Origin of the sequence: Microbacterium sp. Leaf179, from assembly GCF_001423785.1 — a bacterium.
In the GTDB taxonomy this organism is placed as follows: domain Bacteria; phylum Actinomycetota; class Actinomycetes; order Actinomycetales; family Microbacteriaceae; genus Microbacterium.
This window is the reverse complement of the sequence record NZ_LMPH01000001.1, coordinates 663543-686648: the sequence shown is the minus strand read 5'-3', so window position 1 is coordinate 686648 and position 23106 is coordinate 663543. Positions and strand designations below refer to the sequence as shown.

At 71.4% G+C, this 23106-nt stretch carries 23 protein-coding genes; 12 read left to right on the top strand and 11 right to left on the bottom strand.

Going from position 1 to position 23106, the window contains the following annotated elements; all coding sequences use genetic code 11:
- Positions 1–17: 17 nt before the first annotated feature.
- From ASF96_RS03190 to ASF96_RS03160, 7 genes are all read left to right on the top strand, one after another.
- Positions 18–2015: a CocE/NonD family hydrolase gene (locus ASF96_RS03190; protein ID WP_055935895.1), complete on the top strand. Its 1998-nt coding sequence runs from the start codon at positions 18–20 to the stop codon at positions 2013–2015.
- Between the two features lie 157 nt (positions 2016–2172).
- Positions 2173–3312: an ABC transporter substrate-binding protein gene (locus tag ASF96_RS03185; RefSeq protein WP_055833486.1), complete on the top strand. Its 1140-nt coding sequence runs from the start codon at positions 2173–2175 to the stop codon at positions 3310–3312.
- The gene (locus ASF96_RS03180) at positions 3309–4226 is read left to right on the top strand and encodes an ABC transporter permease (protein WP_055937641.1); all 918 of its coding nucleotides are present in this window, start codon (positions 3309–3311) and stop codon (positions 4224–4226) included. The genes ASF96_RS03185 and ASF96_RS03180 overlap by 4 nt, the downstream gene beginning before the upstream one ends.
- On the top strand, positions 4223–5026 hold the full coding sequence (locus ASF96_RS03175; RefSeq protein ID WP_055935891.1) for an ABC transporter permease: 804 nt from the start codon (positions 4223–4225) through the stop codon (positions 5024–5026). Before ASF96_RS03180 ends, ASF96_RS03175 begins: the two co-directional genes overlap by 4 nt.
- Positions 5023–6147: an ABC transporter ATP-binding protein gene (locus ASF96_RS03170; RefSeq protein ID WP_055935887.1), complete on the top strand. Its 1125-nt coding sequence runs from the start codon at positions 5023–5025 to the stop codon at positions 6145–6147. The genes ASF96_RS03175 and ASF96_RS03170 overlap by 4 nt, the downstream gene beginning before the upstream one ends.
- A gap of 79 nt (positions 6148–6226) precedes the next feature.
- Positions 6227–6955 (top strand): glutamine amidotransferase-related protein, encoded by a 729-nt coding sequence (locus tag ASF96_RS03165; protein WP_055937639.1) that lies wholly within the window; start codon positions 6227–6229, stop codon positions 6953–6955.
- A gap of 128 nt (positions 6956–7083) precedes the next feature.
- A complete protein-coding gene (locus ASF96_RS03160) occupies positions 7084–7899 on the top strand; it encodes a tryptophan-rich sensory protein (protein ID WP_055935885.1) in 816 nt (271 codons plus the stop codon).
- 143 nt (positions 7900–8042) lie between these two features.
- Here the strand turns inward: ASF96_RS03160 and treZ are convergent, their stop codons facing one another.
- From treZ to ASF96_RS16705, 7 genes are all read right to left on the bottom strand, one after another.
- On the bottom strand, positions 8043–9794 hold the full coding sequence (gene treZ, locus ASF96_RS03155) for a malto-oligosyltrehalose trehalohydrolase (protein ID WP_055935883.1): 1752 nt from the start codon (positions 9792–9794) through the stop codon (positions 8043–8045).
- Between the two features lie 85 nt (positions 9795–9879).
- Positions 9880–12285 (bottom strand): malto-oligosyltrehalose synthase, encoded by a 2406-nt coding sequence (gene treY, locus ASF96_RS03150; RefSeq protein ID WP_055937636.1) that lies wholly within the window; start codon positions 12283–12285, stop codon positions 9880–9882.
- Between the two features lie 5 nt (positions 12286–12290).
- The gene (glgX, locus tag ASF96_RS03145; protein ID WP_235560516.1) at positions 12291–14513 is read right to left on the bottom strand and encodes a glycogen debranching protein GlgX; all 2223 of its coding nucleotides are present in this window, start codon (positions 14511–14513) and stop codon (positions 12291–12293) included.
- 79 nt (positions 14514–14592) lie between these two features.
- Positions 14593–15081, bottom strand: a complete 489-nt coding sequence (locus ASF96_RS03140) for a hypothetical protein (protein ID WP_055833468.1) — start codon at positions 15079–15081, stop codon at positions 14593–14595.
- Positions 15078–15929 carry a hypothetical protein gene (locus ASF96_RS03135; RefSeq protein ID WP_055935881.1) on the bottom strand — a complete coding sequence of 284 codons (852 nt, stop codon included), beginning with the start codon at positions 15927–15929 and terminating at the stop codon, positions 15078–15080. Before ASF96_RS03135 ends, ASF96_RS03140 begins: the two co-directional genes overlap by 4 nt.
- A gap of 21 nt (positions 15930–15950) precedes the next feature.
- Complete coding sequence (locus tag ASF96_RS03130) at positions 15951–16628, bottom strand: GTP pyrophosphokinase (protein WP_055833460.1); 678 nt, start codon at positions 16626–16628, stop codon at positions 15951–15953.
- 43 nt (positions 16629–16671) lie between these two features.
- Positions 16672–16812, bottom strand: a complete 141-nt coding sequence (locus ASF96_RS16705; RefSeq protein WP_156458694.1) for a hypothetical protein — start codon at positions 16810–16812, stop codon at positions 16672–16674.
- Between the two features lie 116 nt (positions 16813–16928).
- Between ASF96_RS16705 and ASF96_RS03125 the strand changes: the two genes are divergently transcribed.
- Positions 16929–17267, top strand: a complete 339-nt coding sequence (locus tag ASF96_RS03125; protein WP_055833458.1) for a DUF7882 family protein — start codon at positions 16929–16931, stop codon at positions 17265–17267.
- A gap of 40 nt (positions 17268–17307) precedes the next feature.
- Here ASF96_RS03125 and ASF96_RS03120 read toward each other — a convergent pair whose 3' ends face one another.
- Positions 17308–17625 carry a DUF7882 family protein gene (locus ASF96_RS03120; protein WP_055833454.1) on the bottom strand — a complete coding sequence of 106 codons (318 nt, stop codon included), beginning with the start codon at positions 17623–17625 and terminating at the stop codon, positions 17308–17310.
- Positions 17626–17737: 112 nt separating this feature from the next.
- Here ASF96_RS03120 and ASF96_RS03115 point away from each other — a divergent pair, with 112 nt between their 5' ends.
- A complete protein-coding gene (locus ASF96_RS03115; RefSeq protein ID WP_055935878.1) occupies positions 17738–18049 on the top strand; it encodes a DUF7882 family protein in 312 nt (103 codons plus the stop codon).
- A gap of 63 nt (positions 18050–18112) precedes the next feature.
- On the opposite strand, the gene ASF96_RS03110 is transcribed toward ASF96_RS03115, so the two are convergent.
- Positions 18113–18640 carry a MarR family winged helix-turn-helix transcriptional regulator gene (locus tag ASF96_RS03110; protein ID WP_055833449.1) on the bottom strand — a complete coding sequence of 176 codons (528 nt, stop codon included), beginning with the start codon at positions 18638–18640 and terminating at the stop codon, positions 18113–18115.
- 135 nt (positions 18641–18775) lie between these two features.
- Between ASF96_RS03110 and ASF96_RS03105 the strand changes: the two genes are divergently transcribed.
- The gene (locus ASF96_RS03105; protein WP_055935875.1) at positions 18776–19264 is read left to right on the top strand and encodes a MarR family winged helix-turn-helix transcriptional regulator; all 489 of its coding nucleotides are present in this window, start codon (positions 18776–18778) and stop codon (positions 19262–19264) included.
- Between the two features lie 40 nt (positions 19265–19304).
- On the opposite strand, the gene ASF96_RS03100 is transcribed toward ASF96_RS03105, so the two are convergent.
- The gene (locus tag ASF96_RS03100; protein ID WP_055833442.1) at positions 19305–19544 is read right to left on the bottom strand and encodes a DUF3072 domain-containing protein; all 240 of its coding nucleotides are present in this window, start codon (positions 19542–19544) and stop codon (positions 19305–19307) included.
- 79 nt (positions 19545–19623) lie between these two features.
- Between ASF96_RS03100 and ASF96_RS03095 the strand changes: the two genes are divergently transcribed.
- On the top strand, positions 19624–20589 hold the full coding sequence (locus tag ASF96_RS03095; protein ID WP_055833440.1) for an alpha/beta fold hydrolase: 966 nt from the start codon (positions 19624–19626) through the stop codon (positions 20587–20589).
- Positions 20590–20688: 99 nt separating this feature from the next.
- On the top strand, positions 20689–21792 hold the full coding sequence (locus ASF96_RS03090) for an FUSC family protein (protein ID WP_156458693.1): 1104 nt from the start codon (positions 20689–20691) through the stop codon (positions 21790–21792).
- 58 nt (positions 21793–21850) lie between these two features.
- Here the strand turns inward: ASF96_RS03090 and ASF96_RS03085 are convergent, their stop codons facing one another.
- The gene (locus ASF96_RS03085) at positions 21851–23104 is read right to left on the bottom strand and encodes an ADP-dependent glucokinase/phosphofructokinase (protein WP_235560515.1); all 1254 of its coding nucleotides are present in this window, start codon (positions 23102–23104) and stop codon (positions 21851–21853) included.
- Positions 23105–23106 lie beyond the last annotated feature (2 nt).

The following is a 23106-nucleotide window of genomic DNA, read 5'->3' as shown; positions in this document are numbered from 1 at the left end:
GGGAAAAGGGAGTGGGAATGCGGGGTCGAACGGCCGGGCTCATCGTCACGTCGAGCGTGGTGATGACGCTGCTCTGGGCGGGCGGTGCGTCCGCGGCGACCCCCGACCTCGACATCGCGCCGACACCCGCGGCATCCATCGCCCCTGCGACGCCGACGACGACGACCTCCGCCTCCGACGTGGCCTCCGGCGTCACGCACGCGCAGAACCCCTCCGTCCCCGAGGGGGCCGTGTGGACCGAGCAGTACCTGCCCTCGCCCGCCGCCTCCACCGACGGCGACCCCGTCGAGCTGCACGCCGACGTGCTGCGGCCGGCGCACCTGCCTCCGGATGCGCGCACCCCCGTCATCCTCTCGATCGGTCCCTACTTCTCGCACAGCGGCGCCGCCGCCGACGAGCACCGGCCCTTCACCGGTCCGACACAGCGCCATCGCGCGCTCATCGACGAGGGCGGCCTCCTGGCCGCCGGGTACACGATGGTCTTCGTCGACCTGCGCGGTTTCGGCGGCAGCACCGGGTGCCTCGACTTCGCCGGTCCGGGTGAGCAGGCCGACGTGACGGCGGCCGTCGAGTGGGCGGCGAGCGCCGCCTGGTCGACGGGCAGGGTCGGGATGTACGGGAAGTCCTACGACGCGATGACGGGCCTGATGGGGGTGGCCGCGCGTCCCGCCGGCCTCGCCGCCGTCGTCAGTCAGGAACCGGTGTGGGATCCGTACTCGTACCTGTGGGAGAACGGCATCCCGACCGAGAACAATCGGGCCACGCCCGAGGCGTACCTGCAGATGGCCGCCCTTCCCGGCATCGCGACCCCGGGACACGTCGACGGCCTCGTCATCCCGCCCGACACCGACCGCTACCGCGACAACGCCGCCTACGAGAAACGTCACCCCGAGTGCGCGACGTCGCTGCTCGCCGACACCCTCGTCGCCGAGCGCGCGTCACCCGAATGGGCCGCGCGCGATCTCGCGAGCCGGGCGGAGGGGGCGACGGTACCGCTGCTGTTCACCCAGGGCTGGACCGAGCGCAACACCCGCGCCGACGGACTGGTCGACGTCGTCGACGGCCTGGAAGGGCCGGTGTCGGCCTGGGCGGGGCCGTGGGACCACGTCGCCGGAAACGACGTCGACTCCGCCGGTCGCCTGCAGATGGGGCGCGCCGACTGGTTCGGCGAGGTGCGCGCGTTCTTCGACGCCCACCTCCGCGACGAGGAGGGTCCCGCGCCCTCGTTCGCCCTGCAGGACAACCTCGGGCGCTGGCGGGCCCAGGCGGAGTGGCCGGGGACGACGCGCGAGGTCACGTCCGCCCTCGCCCCCGCGCAGTACGTCGACACGGGCGAGGGCGCCGGTGCTCTGCCCGACGGCGACGACGGCGACGGGTCGTTCTTCGGAACGGCGCCGCGAACCGTCGAAACGCTCGGTGCCTCGCAGACGCTGTCGGTCCCCGTCGCCGAGGAGACGCGCCTGACGGGCAGCGCCGAGGTGGTGCTGCAGACGCGCGGCGAGGGTGCGGCGCATGTTCGGCTGTGGGACGTCGGTGTCGACGGCATCCCGACCCTGATCGATGAGACCCTCACCCCGGTGGATGCCGGCGGCACGACGGTCGTGACCCTTCGCGCCATCGACTGGACACTGTCCCCGGGGCACGCCGCGCTGCTGACGGTGGGGACGACGGACTCCCTCCTCTGGCGGCCCTCCCCTCGCGACACCACCGTCACGATCGACGGCGGCATCCTGACCCTGCACGCGCAGGGCACGTCGGCCGATGTGCCGACCGCCGGGGATCGGGCCCCCTTCCTCGACGCCTACCTCGCGGACGCCCGGTGGCCGGTGGCGATCGGCGCGGTCGCACCGAGCTTCTCGCTGGCGGACCCGGTCCCCTCCCCCACGGCGGCCACGGGCGGGGAACTCGCCCGCTCCGGTGGGGAGCTCTCGTCGGCGGCCGCGCTCTGGGCGATCGCCGCCCTCGCACTGGGCGCCGCGCTGGTGCGCCGTCGCGCGACGCGTTCCTCCCGCTGAGCACCGCCCGACGCCCTCGCCTCGTCCCCCATCCGTTTCGACGGCGGACGAGCCGAGTTCACCCGTCCCGCTCCGAATGGTCACGGGCCGCCCATAGCTTTCCTCCGTCTCGTATCGGCGTCCCCGTCGATCCCCCGAGAGACACGAGAGGAAATCCATGTCATTCCCGCGCCTTTCCCCCGGCCGGTCCATCGCCGGTATCGCCCTCGTCACCGTCGCGGCTCTGTCGCTCGCCGGGTGCGCCGGCGGCAGCTCCGCCTCCTCGTCCGAGGGTGGCGTCGACGCCGCCACGGCCACGAGCCTCGCCGATTTCGGAACCCTCACCGACCTCGAGGCGGCCGCGAAGGCCGAGGGCCAGCTCAACGTCATCGCGCTGCCGCGCACGTGGGCCAACTACGGCGAGATCCTCGACCTGTTCGCCGAGCGGTACCCCGAGATCACGATCAACGAGCAGTCGCCCGACGTGTCCAGCGCCGAGGAGATCCAGGCGGCCACGGCCAACCAGGGCCTCGACACCGCCCCCGACGTCTTCGACCTCGGTCTCGCCGTCGCCCTGCAGAACACCGACTCCTTCGCCGCCTACAAGGTCGCGACCTTTGACGAGATCCCCGACGCGCTCAAAGAGAGCTCGGGCCTGTTCGTCGGCGACTACGGCGGGTACATGTCGGTCGGCTACGACTCCGCCCGCTTCCCCGCGCCCAGCCAGCTGAGCGACCTGCTCAAGCCGGCCTACAAGGGCGCCGTGGCCATCAACGGCGACCCGACGCAGGCGGGCTCGGCCTTCGCGGCCGTCGGCCTGGCGACGGTTCAGCAGAAGGGAACGCTCGACGACTTCACGCCCGGCATCGACTTCTTCGGGCAGCTCAACGCCGCCGGGAACTTCCTCAAGGTCGACCCGACCGACGCCACCATCGCCAGCGGCGAGACCCCGGTCGTCTTCGACTGGGACTACCTCAACGCCGCCCAGGCCTCGGCCGTTCCCACCTGGAAGACCGTCGTGCTCCCCGGCACCGGTTACGCCGGCTACTACAACCAGGCCATCAACAAAGATGCGCCGAACCCGGCCGCAGCGCGTCTGTGGCAGGAGTTCCTGTACAGCGACGACGTGCAGAACCTGTGGCTCAAGGGCGGCGCGCGTCCGGCCCGCATGGAGGCCATGACCTCGGCCGGCACGATCGACGCGACGCTCGCCGCAGCCCTGCCCGCCGCCCCCGACGACACCGTCGTGCCCACCGAGGCGCAGTCCACGGCCGCCGGCGAGACGCTCGGGCAGAAGTGGGCGACGGCGCTGCAGTGACCGTCCTTCACCAGGTCGTCGCCCCCGCGGCGCCGGAGCCCTCCGCTCCGGCGCCACGGGGTGCGGCGCGCCGCAGCTGGGCCTGGCTGGGTCTGCTCCCCTTCGTCGCCTACGTCGCGCTGTTCCTGGCCCTGCCCACGGTGCTCGCCGTGGCGTCGGGGTTCGTCGACGGCGACGGGGCGTTCACCCTCGCCAACCTCGCCGCTCTGGGCGACCCGCTGGTGGTGACCACCTTCGTCAACTCTGCGGCGCTGTCGCTCGTCACCGCGATCGTGGGGGCGATCGTGGGAGCGCTGGTGTGCCTGGCCCTGCTGGGGCTCCCCGAGACGGGGGCGATCCGCACGGCCGTCGACGCGGCATCCGGAGTCCTCGCCCAGTTCGGCGGCGTCATGCTCGCCTTCGTGCTCATCGCCGCGATCGGGGCGCAGGGAGTGGTGACGGTGTTCGTGCGGCAGCTGACCGGCATCGCGTTCTACGAGAACGGCGTGTGGTTGTACGACCTGCCGGGCGTCGCGCTGGCCTACCTCATCTTCCAGGTGCCGCTCATGATCATCACGTTCATGCCTGCCCTCGCCGCGCTGAAGCCGCAGTGGGTGGAGGCGCACCTGACCCTCGGCGGAACCCGCGCCGGCTTCTGGCGACACGTGGGGATGCCGGTGCTCGCCCCCTCGTTCCTGGCGAGCCTGCTGCTGCTGTTCGCCAACGCCTTCTCGTCGTACGCGACCGCCGCCGCCCTCGCCAGCCAGGGGTCGCAGATCGTCCCGCTGCAGATCCGCACCGCGTTGACCAGCGAGACGGTCCTCGGGCGCGAGAACCTCGCGGGCGCCCTCGCGCTCGGCATGATCGTGGTCGTGGCCATCGCCATGGCGCTGTACTCGCTCGTCCAGCGTCGCGCGGCGAGGTGGCAGTCGTGAACCCCCTCGCTCCCCCGCGCGCGGTGCGCGTGATCATCGGCCTCGTCGTCGGCGTGGTGTTCGCCGTCCCCTTCGTGGCCACGGTGCTCTTCACCCTGACCCCGCTGCCGGGCGGCTCGGGCCTCTCTCTCGACCGGTGGGCCGGCCTGTTCGACCCCGCCAACGCCGCCGAGTACCGCCCCGTCTGGACGGGCCTCGGCAACTCCCTGCTCCTCGCGGGGGTGACCGTGCTGCTGGTGGTGGGGCTGTTCACCCCGACCATGGTGCTGGTGGCGCTCGCGTTCCCGCGCCTGCGACGCGTCTTCGAGTTCGTCGCCCTGCTGCCGATCTCCCTGCCCGCGATCGTGCTCGTGGTGGGGCTGACCCCCATCTATCTGCAGATCGGTCGCACTCTCGGGACCGGGGCCTGGACGCTCGCCTTCGCGTACGGCATCCTCGTGCTCCCCTTCGCCTACCGCTCGATCCAGGCCTCGATCGACGCCATCGACGTCACGACCCTCGCCGAGGCCGCGCGCACCCTCGGCGCCGGCTGGGGTTCCGTGCTGCTGCGCGTGATCGTGCCGAATCTGCGGCAGGGCCTGCTCGCCGCCGCGCTCATCTCGGTGGCGGTGGTGCTGGGCGAGTTCACGATCGCCTCGCTGCTGAACCGTCAGACCCTGCAGACGGCCCTCGTGGTCGTCAACAAGCAAGACGGCTGGGTCGCCGCCATCTTCACCCTGCTCGCACTGGCGTTCGCGTTCGTGCTGCTCCTCGTCATCGGCCGCGTCGGACGCATCGGCGCCGGAAGGAAGACCCCATGACCGCCGCCGACACCCCCATCCGGGCGCTCCCCGACGCCGCCGCGAGCACCCTCGCCACCGGCACCCGCGCGGGGGTCGAGCTGCGCGGCGTCGTCAAGGAGTACGGATCCACCCGCGTGCTGCACGGCGTCGACCTCGACGTCGCCCCCGGGGAGTTCGTCTCGCTGCTCGGGCCCTCGGGCTGCGGCAAGACCACGGCGTTGCGCGTGCTCGCGGGACTCGAGCACGCCGACGGCGGCGAGGTGCGCATCGGCGGGCGCGACGTGTCGCGCGTGCCCACGAACAAGCGCGACATCGGCATGGTGTTCCAGTCGTACTCCCTGTTCCCGCACCTGCGGGTGCTCGACAACACGGCGTTCGGACTGCGCCGCCGCGGGGTCGGCGCGACCGAGGCCCGCCGGCGCGCGGGCGATGCCCTCGACCTCGTCGGGCTCGGCCACCTCGGCGATCGATACGCCCACCAGCTCTCGGGCGGTCAGCAGCAGCGCGTGGCCCTCGCCCGCGCTCTGGTGACCGAGCCGCGCGTGCTGCTGCTCGACGAGCCCCTCTCGGCCCTCGACGCCAAGGTGCGGGTGCAGCTGCGCGACGAGATCCGGCGCATCCAGCTGCGGTTGGGCACCACGACCGTCTTCGTCACGCACGACCAGGAGGAGGCCCTGGCGGTGTCGGACCGCGTAGCCGTGATGGGCGCCGGTCGCATCCTGCAGGTGGGGAGCCCCGAAGACCTCTACTCGCGGCCCGCCGGCGCCGAGGTCGCGGCGTTCGTGGGAGCGTCGAGCGTGGTGCCCGGGATCGTCTCCGCGGGGACGGTGTCGGTCTGGGGTCAGCGGCTGCCGCTGCTCGCCCCCGCCCCTGACGGCCCGTGCGAGGTGTTCGTGCGCCCCGAGAACGTGCGCGTGGTGTCGCCCGGCGACTCCGGCGTCGACGCGGTCGTGGAATCCAGCACGTTCCTCGGGAGCATGCGGCGCTCGATGCTGCGCGCCGACGACGGGACGGGCGTGCACGTGCAGCACCCCGCCGAGGTGCGTCTCACGCCCGGCGACCGCGTGCGGATCCGGGTCGACGCGGTGCCCGCTCTGACCCGACCCGTCACGTCGTCGTCGGCCCCGGTCGGCGGCTGACGCGGGCGGGCGGCGCGATCGCGTGTCGCCGTATGTCCAGGGCCTGCCCGCCGCGCACTCACCCGCATACAATTTCGGGATGACCGCACGCCTGCTCTACGTCTGCGCCCGGCCGCAGCGCACGGCGGCTGCGGCCGAGTGGGCGTCGTTCCGCGACGGCCTGGGCGTCGGCGACGACGACCTCATCCACCACGACCTGGTGCGTCATCCCCTGCCCGACGACCTCGACCGCTTCGCTGCCGTGGTCGTGGGCGGCAGCCCCTTCAACGTCACCGACCCCGACAAGACCGACGCGCAGCGCCGGCTCGAAGGCGACCTCGAGCGTCTGGCCGCGACGGCGATCGAGGGGCGCACGAACGCGCTGTTCACCTGCTTCGGCATCGGAGTGGTCACGCGCCTGCTCGGCGGGGAGGTCACGCTGATGCACCCCGAGGGCACCGGACCGACCGACATCACCCTGACCGCGGCCGGTCGCGACGACGAACTCTTCGGCGTCCTGAGTCCGCGGTTCGAGGCCTTGACCGCCCACAAAGAGGGAACCGCGAGCGTGCCGCCCACCGCCACTCTGCTCGCCGAGAACGACGCCTGCCCCGTGGAGGCCTACCGCGCGGGCGCGGGGCTGTGGGCGACGCAGTTCCACCCCGAGCCCACAGCCGACGCTTTCGTGGCGCGCATGGTCGTCTACCGCGATGCGGGCTATTTCGACGCCGACGCCTTCGACGAGGTCTCGGCGCACGTGCGCACCGCCTCGGTCGAGCAGCCCACCCGGCTGCTGCGTTCCTTCGCCGCCCGCGTCGTCTCGGCCTGACCGGGCCGCACCCGAGCTCCTCGGCATCCCGTTCCGCGCGGTCGAGCCGTGCCGCCCCGCGTCGATACCGGATGCCGTGATGTCAAGCCCGATGCGTAAAACTCGCTAGCTTATCTAGTCTTCTAGACATGAACGCCTCCACACCATCACGCGGGGTCGACCTCGCACGCCAGATCGTCGTCCTCTCCGCGCTGTCGTTCATGCTCATCGCGGCGGTCATCGGAGCCGGAGCCTTCGGCAACTCCGCCGTCGAGGACCAGCAGGGCGGCGCACTCGACACCGACGGTTCGTATCTCGCCCCCGCCGGCCCCGCCTTCTCGATCTGGTCGCTCATCTACCTCGGACTGATCGTCTACGCGATCTGGCAGGCCCTCCCCCGACAGCGCGCGAATCCGCGCCAGCGGGCGCTCGGCTGGCTCATCGCCCTCACCATGACGCTGAACGGGCTGTGGCTGGTCACCGCGCGCTTCGGCACGCTGTTCCTCACGGTCGTCGTGATCGTGCTGCTGCTCGCCGCCCTCGGGTGGACCTTCCGCGTCGCCGTCGCCACGCGCGAGCCCCGCGGCGGAGTGGTCGATTCGGTGCTGATCGACGGTGTCACGGGCCTTCACCTGGGCTGGGTCACCCTCGCCACCGTCGCGAACACGGCCGCCTGGCTCACCACCGTCGTCCCGCCCAGCTGGGAGCAGGGGGCGGATGCCATCGGCATCACCGTTCTGATCGTGGTGGCCCTCATCGGACTCGCCATCGCGTGGCGCAGCTCCTGGCGCGTGGCCCCGGCCCTGGCCCTGGCCTGGGGTCTCGGCTGGCTCGCGGTCGAGCGCTTCTCGGGCTCCCCGCAGAGCACGCCGATCGGCATCACCGCGATCGTCGTGGCCGTCGTCGTGCTGGTGGTGCCGGTGGCCGTGAGCGGCATGCGGCTGCTGCGTCCGAGCATCGACTGACACCGCGGCCGCGCGCCGGCGGTGCGCCTCCGCGTGGACCGCTCCGGCCTCCCGCCCGGGCACACGGGCCGCAGCTCGCTCGATGTCTGAGCCGCGCACGACGACGGCCCCATCCCGCGCGGGGATGGGGCCGTCGTGGTGTCTTACCGCGCGGGGGCGACGATCGCGCTGGCTCCCGCGGGCACCGTCAGCGTGTCGCCGTCGAGCACCACGCCCTCGGTCGTCGCGAGCAGCACGCGGGCCTCGCGGGCCACGGATGCCGTGATCTCGACCTCGGACAGGTTCACGATCACCGAGAGGTCGTGGCGCCGCAGCTCGTAGACGCGACCGCCCGACGCCTCGCGGGTCGACGCCGACAGTCCCTCGCGGGACGGGTCGGTGAGCTCGGGACGCTCGCGGCGCAGTTTCGCCAGCTCGCGGTACAGGCCCAGCAGCTGCGCGTGATCGCCCTCGCCGACCTCGTCCCAGTCGAGCTTCGAGTTCTCGAAGGTCGACGGGTCCTGCGGGTCGGGGACGGTGGATTCGTCCCAGCCCATCTTCTCGAACTCGGCGATGCGCCCCTCGGCGGTGGCCTTGCCGAGCTCGGGCTCGGGGTGAGAGGTGAAGAACTGCCACGGGGTGGTCGCGCCCCACTCCTCGCCCATGAACAGCATCGGCGTGCCGGGCGCCGTCAGCGTCAGCACGGCGGCCGCCGCGAGGCGGTCGTAGGGCAGCGACTGCGACAGCCGGTCACCGGCGGCCCGGTTGCCGATCTGGTCGTGGTCCTGGGCGAAGGTGACCAGACGCCAGTTGGGCACGGCATCCGGAATGGGGTGACCGTGCTTCTCCTCGCGGAAGGTGGAGTAGCTGCCGTCGTGGAAGAAGCCGCCCTCCGAGACCTTCTCGAACGCGTCGAGCGCCGCGAAGTCCTCGTAGTACCCGATGGTCTCGCCGGTCAGCGCGACGTGCGCGGTGTGGTGCCAGTCGTCCGACCACTGCGCGGTGAGGCCGTAGCCCCCGGCCTCGCGCGGCAGGATCAGCTTCGGGTCGTTCATGTCGCTCTCGGCGATGGTCGTGAGCGGCAGGCCGCGGTGCGCCGACAGGGCGTCGGTGCGCTCGGCGATCTCCTGCAGCACGTGCACCGGGCGGTGATCGAGCAGCGCGTGCACGGCATCCAGGCGCAGACCGTCGACGTGGTAGTCGCTCATCCACATCAGGGCGTTCTCGACGATGTAGGAGCGGACCGCGTCCTCGTCGAGGTTGACCGAGTCTCCCCACGTGTTGCGGCTGCCTTCGCGCAGGTACTCGCCGAACTCGGGCAGGTAGTTGCCTGAGGGGCCGAGGTGGTTGTAGACGACGTCCTGGATGACGGCGAGCCCCGCCGCGTGGGCCGCGTCGACGAAGCGCTGGTACGCTTCGGGTCCGCCGTAGGCCTCGTGCACGGTGTACCAGAGCACCCCGTCGTATCCCCAGTTCCAGGTGCCGTTGAAGCCGTTGACCGGCAGCAGCTCGACGTGGGTCACCCCCAGGTCGACGAGGTGTTCGAGGCGGCCGATCGCGGCATCCAGGGTCCCCTCGGGGGTGAAGGTTCCCAGGTGCAGCTCGTAGATCAGGCCGCCCGCGAGCTGCTTGCCCGTCCAGGCGGTGTCGTTCCACGTGTAGACCGACGGGTCGAACCACGCCGAGGCCTCGTGCACGCCGCCGGGCTGGCGGCGCGAGCGCGGGTCGGGACGCAGGTCGTCGCCGTCGCCCAGCACGAAGCCGTAGCGTTCGCCGTCGGCGAGGCGCGTCGGAGCCGTCCACCAGCCGCCGTCACCGGCCGCCATCTCGATGTCTTCGACGACGGTGTCGCCGCTGTCGTCGAGTCGGCGCAGCCGCACCCGCGTGCTCTTCGGTGCCCAGACGGCAATGCTCATGAGGTCATTCCTTACGCGTGAGGTGCCAAGAATCGTCGCTTCGGGGGCGCGTGAGGCGACGATTCTCGGCGCCTCACGCGAGAGGTCAGCGGACCAGGAGGGCGACGGGGTATGTCGCGAGCAGGGCCGACAGAGGGGTGGGGCCGCCGGGGAACTCGCGGCCGGTCAGCACGTCGGTGACCGGCGTCTCGGGCAGCAGCAGCACGGTGTCGCCCCAGCCCCCGCGCTCGGCCAAACCCCACGGCAGACGGGTCGCCACGGCGAACACTCCGCCGCGGTCCAGGGCGACGACGTGATCGGATGCCACTCCCGCAGCCTCGAGCGCCCGGTACACGTCGAGGGGCTTCTCGCGCCGCACGCGCAGGGCGCGCGAGGTCACGAGCAGCTTGGCCGCGCCCGTCTCATCGACCGCGGGGCTTGCGGCACCCTCGGCGTCGATCGAGGCGAGCAGTCGGCGACGCTCGGCGAAGTCCACCGCGCGGCGGTTGTCGGGGTCGACGAGCGACTGCTCCCACAGCTCCGAGCCCTGGTACACGTCGGGCACACCCGCGCCGAGGAGCTGCAGCAGCTTGGCCGACAGGCCGTTCGACCAGCCGGCGGCCGAGATCTCGTCGACGAACGCGCGCACGCGGTCGGCAGCGCGACCGGTGGCCGCGTCGACCACGGCGTGCATGCGCTCCTCGAAGGCCTCGTCCTGCTCCCACCAGCCGGTGACCTCCGACGCCTCGCGCGCGGCCTTCTCGGCGTACGCGTGCAGGCGCTCGCGGTACTCCGACAGCCCGTGACGCGTGGACGCCGTGGCGGGCCACGCTCCGACGATGGCCTGCCACAGCAGGGCGTCGAAGGGCCCGTGCCCGGTCGAGGCGATGCCGAGGAACTCCTCGAGCACCTCGGCCCAGCGCTCGGGGATCTCGGCGAGCACCGCGATGCGGGCACGCGTGTCCTCGCCGCGCTTGGTGTCGTGGGTCGAGAGCGTCGTCATCGCGGTCGGCCACGAGGCGTGCCGCGCGGCCTGCGCCGCGTGGAAGCCGTCGACGTCGAGCGAGAACTGCCCGGGGTCGCCGCCCACCTCGGTGAGCGAGCCGAGACGCGTGAAGCGGTAGAACGCCGTGTCTTCGACGCCCTTCGCCATCACGGGCCCGGTGGTCTGCTGGAAGCGCCAGGCGATCTCGAGCGCGGTGTCGGCGAGCGCGGGCACGAGCTTCTCGATCACGTCCCCCAGCTCGGGGCGGCGCACCTCGGCCTCGCCCGCGGCGGCGTCGAGGTGCGCGCGACCGGCGGGGAGGTACGAGCGGTAGGTTGGGAAGCACGCGAGGATCTCGGCCAGGGCGTCCTGCAGCACCTCGACCTCGAACTCCTCGCGGAGCGACGCGGGAAGGCCGCGCACGATCCGGCGGATCTCCGACACCTGGATGGAGTCGGCGATCTTGCGCTTGGTGTCGTGGATGAGGTCGTGCCAGCCGGTCAGCGGTGCGAGATCGCTGGCGGCGCGCAGTCGCGCGTCGAGGGCGTCGAGCGCCGCCTCTCCGGCGGGGTCGGTGAGCACGCGGTCGATCTCGGCGAGGGCGTCGTATCCGGTGGTCCCGGCCGTCTTCCACCACGAGGGCAGGGCTTCGCCGTGCTCGAGGATCTTCTCCACGAGGACGTACCCGGCATCCGGGCCGCCGGCCTCGGTGAGAGCAGTCGCGAGCTGGTCGAGGTAGCCGCCCGGGTCGACGAGGCCGTCGGGGTGGTCCACGCGCAGGCCGTCGGCGAGGCCCTCGCGCACCCAGCGGAGGATCTCGGCGTGGGTCGTCTGGAACACTTCGGGCCGTTCGACGCGCACGCCCGCGAGGGTCGTGACGGCGAAGAAGCGGCGGTAGTTGAGCTCGGCCGCCTCGTCCTGCCAGAACCGCAGCTCGAAGTTCTGCGCGTCGAGCAGCGCCTCGATGGCATCGCGCGAGCCCGAGGCCGCGGCATCCGTCCCCGTTCCCGGTGCGACCGGGAAGGCGTGGTCGTAGTACCGGATGAGCCCGTCGGGGGCGTCGTCGGCCGGCGTGGGGTCGTACGAGATCTCGTCGATGACGGCGTCGAGGTGGTCGCCGAGCACCGGCACGCGCACCTTGCCGCCACCGAACTCCCAGTCGATGTCGAAGGCGGTCGCGTGCGCCGAGGCGCGCCCCTGACGCAGCACGTCCCACCACCAGGCGTTCGAGCGCGGCTCCGAGACGCCCATGTGGTTGGGCACGATGTCGATCAGGATGCCGAGCCCTTCGGCGCGCGCCGCGGCGGCGAAGCGGTCGAGACCCTCCGCACCTCCGCGGGCGGGATCGACGCGCGTGACGTCGACGACGTCGTAGCCGTGGTCGGAGCCGGGGGTGGCCTCGAGGATCGGCGAGAGGTACGCCCACGAGACCCCGAGGTCACGGAGATATCCCGTGACCTCGGCGGCGTCGTCGAGGGTGAACGATTCGCGGATCTGCAGGCGGTAGGTCGAAAGCGGATGCCGCATGTCGCTCACAGCTCCGGCTTGGGTGCTTGACCTGGCAGGTCGTCGTTGCCGATGACCTGGATCTGCGCCGTGAGCGAGGCCGCGACCGAATGGTCGATCTCGGGCTCGGGAAGGTGGTGCTCGCGCAGCACCATGAGCGACTTGGGCTCCAGCGGCAGCGTCTCGCCGGGGTTGAGCGGCTCGGTGTTGGCCCGCTCGCCCGCCGTGTCGACGTAGGCGTCCCACTTGGGGGCGTACTCGAAGTCGGGAAGCCGGAAGTCGACTTTGTCGTCACCCGCGTTGAAGAGCACGAGGAAGTGGTCGTCGCTGATCGACTCGCCGCGACGGTCGCGCTCGCGGATCCCCTGGCCGTTGAGGAACACGCCGACCGCGAGCCCGAAGCCGTTGTCCCAGTCCTCGGGCTGCATGAGCGAACCGTCGGGACGCAACCACACCACGTCGGGGATCGGGGCCCCCTCCTCCATCTTCACGGGACGACCGTCGAAGAAGCGGCTGCGCCGGAAGGTGGGGTGCTGCTTGCGCAGGCGCGCGAGGGCGGCGGTGAACTCGATGAGCGGGTGGTCCACGCTCGACCAGTCCACCCACGTGATCTCGTTGTTCTGCGCGTAGCCGTTGTTGTTGCCGCCCTGCGTGCGACCCAGCTCGTCACCGTGCAGCAGCATCGGGACGCCCTGGCTGAGCAGGAGCGTCGCGATGAAGTTGCGCTGCTGCTGCGCACGGCGCTTCAGCACGTCGGGGTCGTCGGTCGGCCCCTCGACGCCCATGTTGCTGGAGCGGTTGTGCGATTCGCCGTCGTTGTTGTCTTCGCCGTTGGCGTCGTTGTGCTTCTCGTTGTACGACACGAGGTCGCGGAGCGTGAAGCCGTCGTGCGCGGTGACGAAGTTGATGGATGCCACCGGGAAGCGCCCCGAGTGCTCGTACAGGTCGGCCGAACCCGTGAGGCGCGACGCGAACTCCGCCAGGGCCTGCGGCTCACCGCGCCAGAAGTCGCGGACCGTGTCGCGGTACTTGCCGTTCCACTCGGTCCACTGGGGCGGGAAGTTGCCGACCTGGTAGCCGCCGGGGCCGACGTCCCAGGGCTCGGCGATGAGCTTCACCTGCGAGACGATCGGGTCCTGCTGGACGAGCTCGAAGAACGCTGCGAGGCGGTCGACCTCGTAGAACTCGCGGGCGAGCGTGGAGGCGAGGTCGAAGCGGAAGCCGTCGACGTGCATCTCGAGCACCCAGTAGCGCAGCGAATCCATGATCAGCTGCAGGGTGTGGGGGTTGCCCACGTTCATGCTGTTGCCGGTACCGGTGTAGTCGGTGTAGTACCGCTTGTCGTCGTCTTCGAGGCGGTAGTACGCCTCGTTGTCGATGCCGCGCATCGAGAGCGTCGGGCCCATGTGGTTGCCCTCGGCGGTGTGGTTGTAGACCACATCGAGGATGACCTCGATGCCCGCCGCGTGCAGCGCCTTGACCATCGCCTTGAACTCCTGCACCTGCTGACCGTGGTCACCGGTCGAGGAGTAGGTGTTCTGCGGAGCCAGGAACGCGATGGTGTTGTAGCCCCAGTAGTTCGACAGGCCCTTCTCTTCGAGGGTCGAGTCGTTGACGAACTGGTGCACCGGCATGAGCTCGATGGCGGTGATGCCGAGCTTCTTCAGGTGGTCGATGACGGCCGGGTGGGCGATGCCGGCGTAGGTGCCGCGCAGTTCCTCGGGCACGTCGGGGTGCAGCTGGGTGAGACCGCGCACGTGGGCCTCGTAGATGAAGCTCTCGGCGTACGGGATCTTGGGCTGGCGATCGCCCGACCAGTCGAAGAACGGGTTGACGACCACGCCCTTCATCATGTGCGGGGCGGAGTCCTCGTCGTTGAACGAGTCGGGGTCGCCGAACTCGTAGCTGAAGACCGGCTGGCCCCAGTCGATCTGCCCCTCGACGGCTTTGGCGTACGGGTCGAGCAGGAGCTTGCTCGCGTTGTAGCGCTTGCCGCTGGCCGGGTCGTACTCCCCGTGCACGCGGTAGCCGTACCGCTGTCCGGGCTGGATGTTGGGGAGGTAGCCGTGCCACACGAACGCGTCGACGTCCACGAGCTCGAAGCGCGTCTCCGTTCCGTCTTCTTCGAAGAAGCAGAGCTCGACGCGCTCCGCTCCTTCGCTGAACAGGGCGAAGTTCGTCCCGTTACCGTCGTAAGTGGCCCCGAGGGGATAACTGGATCCTGGCCATACCTGCTGCACGTCGCTCACGATAGACCAGCGTCGCTCGCGGAACAGACCGGGGACGCGAGAGTTGACACCCGGCGAACCCCCGACTATGCGCGGGGCGTCACGCGCGCTCAGGTGGATGACGCAGCAGCTCGATGCGCTCCTCGAGGTATCGGGCGAGCGGCTGGTATCCCCCGGCCGCGCTCCAGCGCACGAGCGCCTCTCCCCCGCGGACGGCGAGGGGGCTCGATGCCGCATCGAGGGCGGCGAGGTCGATGGGGTGCCACCCGATGTGCACCGTCTCACCCTCGGGCACTCCGCCGCGCGCCGCCGCTGCCGACAGCTCGGCGCGGCGGCGTTGCGATTCGGCGGCGAAACCGCGGCGCACCTCTTCGTGCGAGCGCACGATGTCGCCCGTGGCGAGCACGCCGTCGTCGATCACGAGCAGCACCCCGAGGTGCCACGCCGTCCCGCGCTGCGCGATGCGCGCCGCACGCGGGATGCCGAGCAACCGCCGCCCCTCCTGCAGTTCGCCGATGCGCTCGCGCGGGGCGTCGGTCAGGCGCCGACGCGCGGCGTCGAGGATCGCCGTCACCGTGGACTCGGTCATGCGCTCTCTCCGTCATCGCTCGCAGCTTCCGCCCGTTCGAGCGCTCGGGCCGCCGACCGAGCGGTCTCGACGGCCGAGGCGCGCTCGCCCTCACGCGCATCGACCGCGGCGGCCGCGGCCGCGGCGTCGCCCTCCGCCCGCTCGAGGTCGGCGCGCAGCGCGTCGACCCGCTCGTTCGCCCGATCGGCCTTCTCTCGCGCCGAGTCCAGCCGCTTGTCGGCGCCGGCCAGGTCGCGATCGGCCTCGGCGCGCGCACGCTCGGCTTCGCGCACGGCCCGCTCGGCGGCTTTGCGCGCGCGGCGGGCCGCGAGATCGTCGTGGGGAGCGGCGGCGGGCACCACGCCGGGGACCGACCCGGCGACCGCGGCCCCCAGGGCATCGGCCTCGAGATCGGCCAGGTCGACGGGCGCCACGAGCCGTCCCGTCAGTACGGCCGCCGCGACCGTGGAATCGACGACGGCGGCGTTGATGGTCTTCTGCACCGCGTCGATCATCGCGCCGCTCAGCGGCGTGCCCTCCGCGGCGGCGAGCTCTCCCGCGCGCCGGGCGAGGGCGGTGACGAGCTGACGCCGCTGACGTCCGAGGCGGGCGAGCTCCGCGGCATCCAGGTCGTCCTGCGCCTCGTGCAGAGCGCGGGAGAGCTCCACGGCCTCGCCCAGCTGCCCGTCGCGCACGAGCAGGTTGACCGCCCACGCGGCGACCGTGGGCTTGCGCAGTTGCGCGATGCGGCGACCGACCGGTCCCGCCACGTCGGCGGCTCGCGCATTACGGGCCGCGGTGAATCGCGCGGGCGGCAGGACGAGCAGTTCGGCTGCGACCTCGTCGAGGAGGCCGGCGTCGTCGCTCATCGTTCCATTCTGACGGGCTCGTCAGAGCGAGACCACCCCCGGCTGCGCTCCGCGGATCTCGCGGTGCAGCCGTTCCATGCGCGCGTCGAGCTCGGCCGCGGTGTCGGCGGCGTTCTTCAGCTCGGCGAGCAGATCGTCGGGCACGAGTCGGTCGTACTTGTAGTAGATCTTGTGCTCGAGGCTGGCCCAGAAGTCCATCGCGATGGTGCGGAACTGCACCTCGACGGGAACGTCGACCCGGCCGGTCGAGAGGTACACGGGCACCTCGACGATCACGTGCAGACTCTTGTAGCCGTTGGCCTTGGGCTCGGCGATGTAGTCCTTCACCTCGCGCACGGTGATGTCGTCCTGCCGGGTGAGCAGGTCGGACAAGCGGTAGGCGTCATCGACGAAGCTGCAGGTGATGCGGATGCCGGCGATGTCGGTGATCGCTGCGCGGATCGAGTCGAAGTCGGTCTCGACGCCCTTGCGCCGCACCTTGTCGACCAGGCTGTCGGGTGACTTCACCCGGCTCGACACGTGCTCGATCGGGTTGTAGGCGTGCATCTCCTGGAACTCTTCGCGCAGGATCGAGATCTTTGTCTCGACCTCGGCCAGCCCGAAGCGGTACTCCATGAGGAACCTTTGGAAATCGTCCCTCAGGGCTCGCAACGCCGCACCCGAGACGGTGATCTGCTGTTCGTCCAGCGAGTCCGTCATGACCTCGACGTTATCCAGCGCGCCTACGAGGGCCCTGGGAGCATCAGCGGCGTGGCGGCTCCGAGGCGCGGGGGACGAGCTCGCCGTCGATGACGTCGATGCCGATGAGTCCGTCGAAGACGTGGGGGAGATCGTCGGATTCGTCGCCGGGTTCCGGGTGCCAAGGCGTGGGGGGATGAGTCATGGCGCCCTCCTTCCGTGAAGGTCCCACGATCTCAGGGGCACCCCGTCCCGTCCGGCGGTCTTGACACCGGGCAATCCTCGGCGTATCCGGCGAGACCCTCGCGTATCGTGGGCCGCATGGGGACCATTCATTACGGCGGAAGCGGCACGATCGTCCACATCGAGGATCGCGCGCTCGCGCATCTCAAGGTCGTGATCTCGACGAAGCTCCGTCGTGGCGAGAGCTTCACGCTCTCGTGGCGTCACCGCGACGACGAGGAGCGCGGCCGCAGCACGCTGTGGCTGCACCCGGCCATTCCCTTGCGCTTCGTCTTCGACGAGGCGGAACCCACGATGCTGAGTCGCGAGTGGATCGAGCGGCTGGCCGAATCGGCGAACTCCTCGGGCGGCATCATGCTCGTCGCCGAAGACATCGCGCCGTCCGCCGAGGCCGACGCCTCGTCATCGGCGCACTGAACGCGCCCGACCCGCGGCACTCTCGGCGCCGCGCCGACGATCAGCCCTCTTCGACGCCCGCGTCTTCGCTGGGCTCGGGCGTGATGGCCAGGCCGTTGGGTCCGGATGCCGCGAGCATGAGGTCTTCGACCCACACGCGGTTGATGCGGGGCTGACGGCTCCCGTAGAAGTGGAACTGGATGGGCACCGACGGGTGCATCCAGAAGCTGCGGCGGCCACTGCCGTCACCGACCTCGACGTCGAACATGAACGATTCCGAGCGGCGCAGCTTGTTCATCACGACGATGCGCAGGTGTGCGAGCGTGCGGTCATCGATGTCGACGGCGTTCGCGACGGTGTCGTAGATGAATCTGCCCATGCGTCCGAGCCTAGCCGAGGAACGCAGAGCGGCATCCGCCATCCGGTGCCACGGCGCGGGGCGGTGAGGCAACCCCGACGGGCTCCACGCTCCACACGACTAGCGTGAGCGTGTGGGAACGCTTTACTACGGAGACGCCGCGACACCGATCGACATCGAGGATCGCGCGCTCGCGCACCTCAAGGTGGTCATCGCCACCAAGCTCCGCCGTGGCGAGAGCTTCACGCTGTCGTGGACGCACGGTCCGGGGCAGGACGTGGGTCGCAGCACGGTGTGGCTGCACCCGTCGATCCCCCTGCGCTTCGTCTTCGACGAGCCGGAGCCGGCGTTGCTGAGCCGCGCGTGGGTCGAAGACCTGGCGAACTCCGCGAACTCCTCGGGCGGCCTCCTGCTGGTGCCCGAGCCGGAGCACCCGGAGTCCTGACCCGGACCGGCGGACTGCCGCCCGGATGCCCCGAGCGTCACCCCGCTGACGTCGGTCGGCGACTCACCGCTCGGAGTCGACCGGTTCCGGGTGCGGATCGACCTGGTCGACGGCATCCTGCAGGCGGCCGAGGCACGCGATGACCGCGGCGCTCTCTTCCGGCGTCATGTCGACGACGGCGCTCATCATGCGGGAGTGCATCGTCCCGAGCGTCGCGCGCACCTCGTCGTCGCTGGCCGCGGTGGCGACGATGAAGATGCTGCGCCGGTCGGTGGGGTGGGGCGTGCGGGTGACGTGGCCGGACTTCTCGAGACGGTCGACGATGGCGGTCGTCGACGCCGTCGAGACACCGAGGTACCGCGTCAGCTCACTCGGTGAGACCTGACGCTGCTGTCCAGCGGCCCGCAGCAGGTAGCGCAGCACGAGGAGCTCGTTCTCGCCCATCGACATCGACTCGCGGGTGCGTCGGCGCATCGCCACCTCGGCGGCGCGGTACACGCGGAAGGCCTGCAGCACCTCGATGGCGCGTCGGCGACGATCCTCGTCCGCGGCGCCGTACCAATAGCGCGTTTCGCCCGAGTCGTTCTCCACCTGGGCATCCTATGACAGGGAATCGCCCAGCCCCCTGCCCCTGCGCGAGGCGGACAGCTACCATGGTTAGTAGCGAGGCTGTCTACTTGATCGGCCTCGGAGACACTAGGCCGCCGAGAGATCGCGGGAGGCGAGATGGAAGACACCACGTCGGCAGACGACGTCGTCAAGGCCCTCACCGACCTCACCGAGTCCGGGGTCGCCTCCGAGCGGGCCGCACTCCAGTCGCTCGGCATCGGCCCCAACGACGCCAAGGTGCTGCGGTTCCTGCTGCAGCGCGACGCCGACGATGCCCCCGTCACCCCGCGCCTGCTGGCCGAGATGCTGGGCATCTCGTCGGCGGCGACCACCGCCCTCATCGATCGACTGGCCGAAGCCGGGTGGGTGGAGCGCGGACCGTACCCGGGCGACCGCCGTTCGATCGTCGTGCGCGAGACCATCGACGCCGACTCCCCCGCCCGCCGCGTGCTGGCGGTGCGCCACTCCTCGGCCTCCGCGGCCGCCGGGCGTCTGGGTGCCGCCGAGCGGCGCATCGTGGCCGACTTCCTCGACGACATCGCCCGCGGTGAGACCCACGACATCGACGAGCTGCGGCTCCACGACAGAGCGTCCCGCACGACCTGACCAGCAGGTCGGACGGGACGCCCGGGTCGCGAGGCGACCGTCAGTTGGTGGAGCGGCCGGTCTCGGCCTGCAGACGCTCGATCTGCTCCGACGCCTCGGCCTTGTTCAGGTCGGCGGGGATCTCCTCGCCGGCTTCGCGTGCCAGCGTGTCGAGGTAGCTGCGCTGCGGGGCGGTCATCGGCTCGTCGCCGGTGACCCAGTCCGAGGGGTCCTTCTCGGCGGGGTTGTCGCTGTCGCGGACGGCACCCAGGGTCTCTTCTTCTCGGGAGGAATCGCTCATGGGTCGAGGCTAGGCCGACGCGGTCGACACGGCCCCCGGGATTGACAGAGCGCCCAGGCGAGTACGGCATCCTGGATCGATGCCCCGCGACCCGAGACCCGCCGACGTCCAGGTCGAGACCTATCGGCGCGGCGACGCGCGAACCAGGGTCACCCGCGTATCCAGCGGGGCCACGACGGGGCGCTCGTTCGTGCTCGTGGCCGGCATCGGGGTGGCATCGACGTACTTCGAGTTCCTCGCACCGCTGCTCGCGAACGAGGGCGACGTCTTCGCCCTCGACCTGCCGGGCTTCGGCGGGGTCCCCGCCTCGGGGGAGCAGCCCACCGCCTCCTTCTTCGCCGACCAGGTCGAGGGGGTGCTCGACCACTACGACCTCGACGACCCCGTGCTCATCGGGCACTCGATGGGCACGCAGGTGGTCACCGAGGTGCTCGCGCGGCGGCCTGACCTCTCGCACGCGGTGCTCGTGAGTCCCGTCGTCGACGAGAGCGAGGCCCACGCCCTCACCCAAGCGGTGCGTTTCGTGCAGTCGACGCTGCGCGAGTCCGTGCACATCGCGTTGCTGGCGGTGTCGGCCTACCTGTTGTGCGGGTTCCTCTACTTCTTCGAGACGTTGCCGCACATGCTGCGCTACCGCATCTCGGACCGCATCGGTGCGGCTCACGCGACCCTGCTGCTCGTGCGCGGCGAGTTCGACCGCCCCTCGCCGCGCCGGCTGCATTCGCGTCTGGTCGCCCGCGCCCGCTCCGCGCGCCGGTGGGAGATCGAGGGGGCCGCGCACTGCGTCGTGAACAGTCACGCCGTCGGCGTGGCCGACCTGGTCGTGCGGCACGTGCGCGACGAGCTGGCGGCGAAGGGCCGGATGCCGGCGGCCGACGCCGTGGTTCCCCCGGCCTCGCACGCCGACGTGCGCATGGTGCTCGGCGCCATGGCCAGCCGCGCCGCCGAGTGGGTCAGCGCGGCACGCAAAGACGAAACGGGCGTGGAGAAGGCCAAGGCGCGCCACACCCGGGTGCTGTGGGAGGCCTACCGCCCACGCAGCTGAGGGGTACCTCGCCCGCCGCGCCACGGCAACCCCCGCGACCGCGCGTCGCGACGCCCGCAGGATGGGTTCGGTGTCGACTCGCCCGCGCACTCATCGCTCATGAGATTGTCCCCGTCCCTCGATCCGCGACGGTGGTTGTCCGACGCGGTCACCCCCGACCGCCTTCTGCTGGCCGCCAAGACCGCTGCGGCGGCCGCCCTCGCCTGGTATCTCGCGCCCCTCGTGCCCTTCGCGCAGAGCGAGTACTCGTACTACGCCCCGCTGGGCGTGGTCGTCAGCATGTACCCCACCGTCGCCCGCTCCGCCTCGAGCGGGGTGCAGGCGGTCGTCGGTCTCGCGCTCGGCATCGGGCTGGGCCTCGCGAGCCTCGCCGTGGTGGGAGCGGGCCTGCCGCGCATCGTGGCGGTCGCGGTCGTCATCCTGATCGGCGTGCTGCTGGCCGGCGTACGCGCGCTCGGCGTCGGCCGCGACTGGGTGGCCATCGCGGGACTCTTCGTGCTGCTGCTGGGCGGCGCCGACCCCGACGGCTACTCGTCGTCGTACCTGATCACGATGGCCTTCGGCGTCGTGGTCGGTGTGGTGGTGAACCTCGTGGTGGTGCCCCCGCTGCGGGTGCAGCGGGCCGACGACCGGCTGGGCCACCTGCGCGATGCTCTCGGCGACGCCCTGCGCGCGATCGCCGATTCGCTGGCCGGTCACGCCTTCGACCCCGCCGCCGCCGACGCGGCCTCGGAGGGTCTCACCGGCACCCTCGCCGACGTGAAAGAAGAGGTCGAGCTCGCCGACGAGAGTCGCCGGTACAACCCCCGCGGCCGGCGCCTGCAGGCTCCGCGTGACCTGAACCGCCGTCGCCTCGACGCCCTCACCGGCATCGCCGACGCCACCCGCGAGTTGGCGGCCGCCCTCGGCCGCCTGACCGCCGGACCCGACGTCGACACACGCCTGCCCCCGGACGCCCGGCGCGCGCTCGCCCAGGCCATCGAGAGCGTGTCGCACCTGGCCGTCACTCCGCCCGACCCGCAGAGCACGGGCCCGCAGCTGCACGAGGCCGAAACGGCGCTCACGGGGTACACCGATCGGCTGCGTGAGCTCGCGGCCGACGAGGAGCCCCTCGACGCATGGGAGGCGGCGGTGAGCCTGCGCCGCGTGATCGCCGCGTGCGGCCCCTTCTCCGACCCCGACGCCGACACCGCGACGCGCTGACGGGGCGTCGCTCGTCACGCGCGGAGCGCCCAAGGCAGTGCGCGCTCGTCCGCCCCGGTCAGGACGCGGTCGCCGCCGCGTCGAGCGCACGTTCCAGGGCGACCCCCGTCGCCGTGCGCGCCGCAGCCGGCACGGCGGCCAGGAATCCGCCGACGAACGTGTCGCCCAGGCCGATCGTGGTGGGGTGGGCCGTGTCGACGACGAACGCGGGCACGCCGATAGTCCCCAGGCGCTCGCGGAGCGCTGCCACCACAGCCGCCCCACCCGCGTGGCGGGGAAGACGGGCGGTCTCGTCGAGGTCGGCGGCCGTGCAGGCATCGCCGAGCCGGTACCGGGTCGCGGCGGTGCGCACCGCGCTGTCGAGACCGGCGCGGTGCGCGGCGGCCGCGGGACCCACGGCGATCGCCCAGTACTTCGTGTGCACCACCAGAGTGCGCGCGGGAATGAGCACGTGCACCTCGGCGAGGGCGGCGGCCACGTCGTCGGGCGAGAGCAGGTCGACCGGACGGCCGAAGTACTCCTGCAGCTCGTCTTCGTTCATGCCGTACACGTCGATGCGCTCGAGCAGGCGGGCGCGCACGAGGGCAGACAGCTCCCGCTGGTAGAAGCCCGCGTCCTCGTAGTACACGAGGGCGTCGGCGGGCAGGTGGCCCATCGCCGCGTCGAGGTCGTCGAGCCGACGCGCGAGCAGGTCGGCATCCTGCATGGTGTTGAAGCCCGAGATCAGGAACGCCGCGGCTCCCTCGAGCACCTCGCCGAGTCCCTCGGCGATCGCCATCTCGCGGTTGGGGGCGTCGTTGGCGAAGATCAGGCGATTGGATGCCGGAGCGGTCACCGCCGCGTCCGCGAGGTGCACGGTCGTCCCCTCGGGGTACTGCACGATCAGGTGCGGGTCGAGGGTGTCGCGCGTCGCCGACGACACCACCCGCATCGTGGCCGGCAGCAGGCGCCGCACGTTGTCGTCGATGCTCACGAGGTGCTGCACGGTGGGGACGCCGATGCGATCGAGGGCGATGCCCGCGCGCACGCCCGTGCCGCCGAGGGTGATCTCCTTGTCGAAGTGGGCCGCGAACTGCTCGACGATCCGCGACGACAGGACGAAGCGCTCGCCTCCCCCGCCGGTGGCGAGGAAGGCGAGCACCGTGATCACGAGCGAGCGCTCGTCGATGATCGGCGTCGTGGTGGTCAGCTCGTCTCGACGGATGCCGTGCTCCTGCGCGAGCGCGGAGAGCACCGCGGCATCCCATCGGATCTCGTAGTCGACGGTGCCGCCGAGTCCGAGGACGAGGTCTTCTGCCATGACGTCGGTCACCG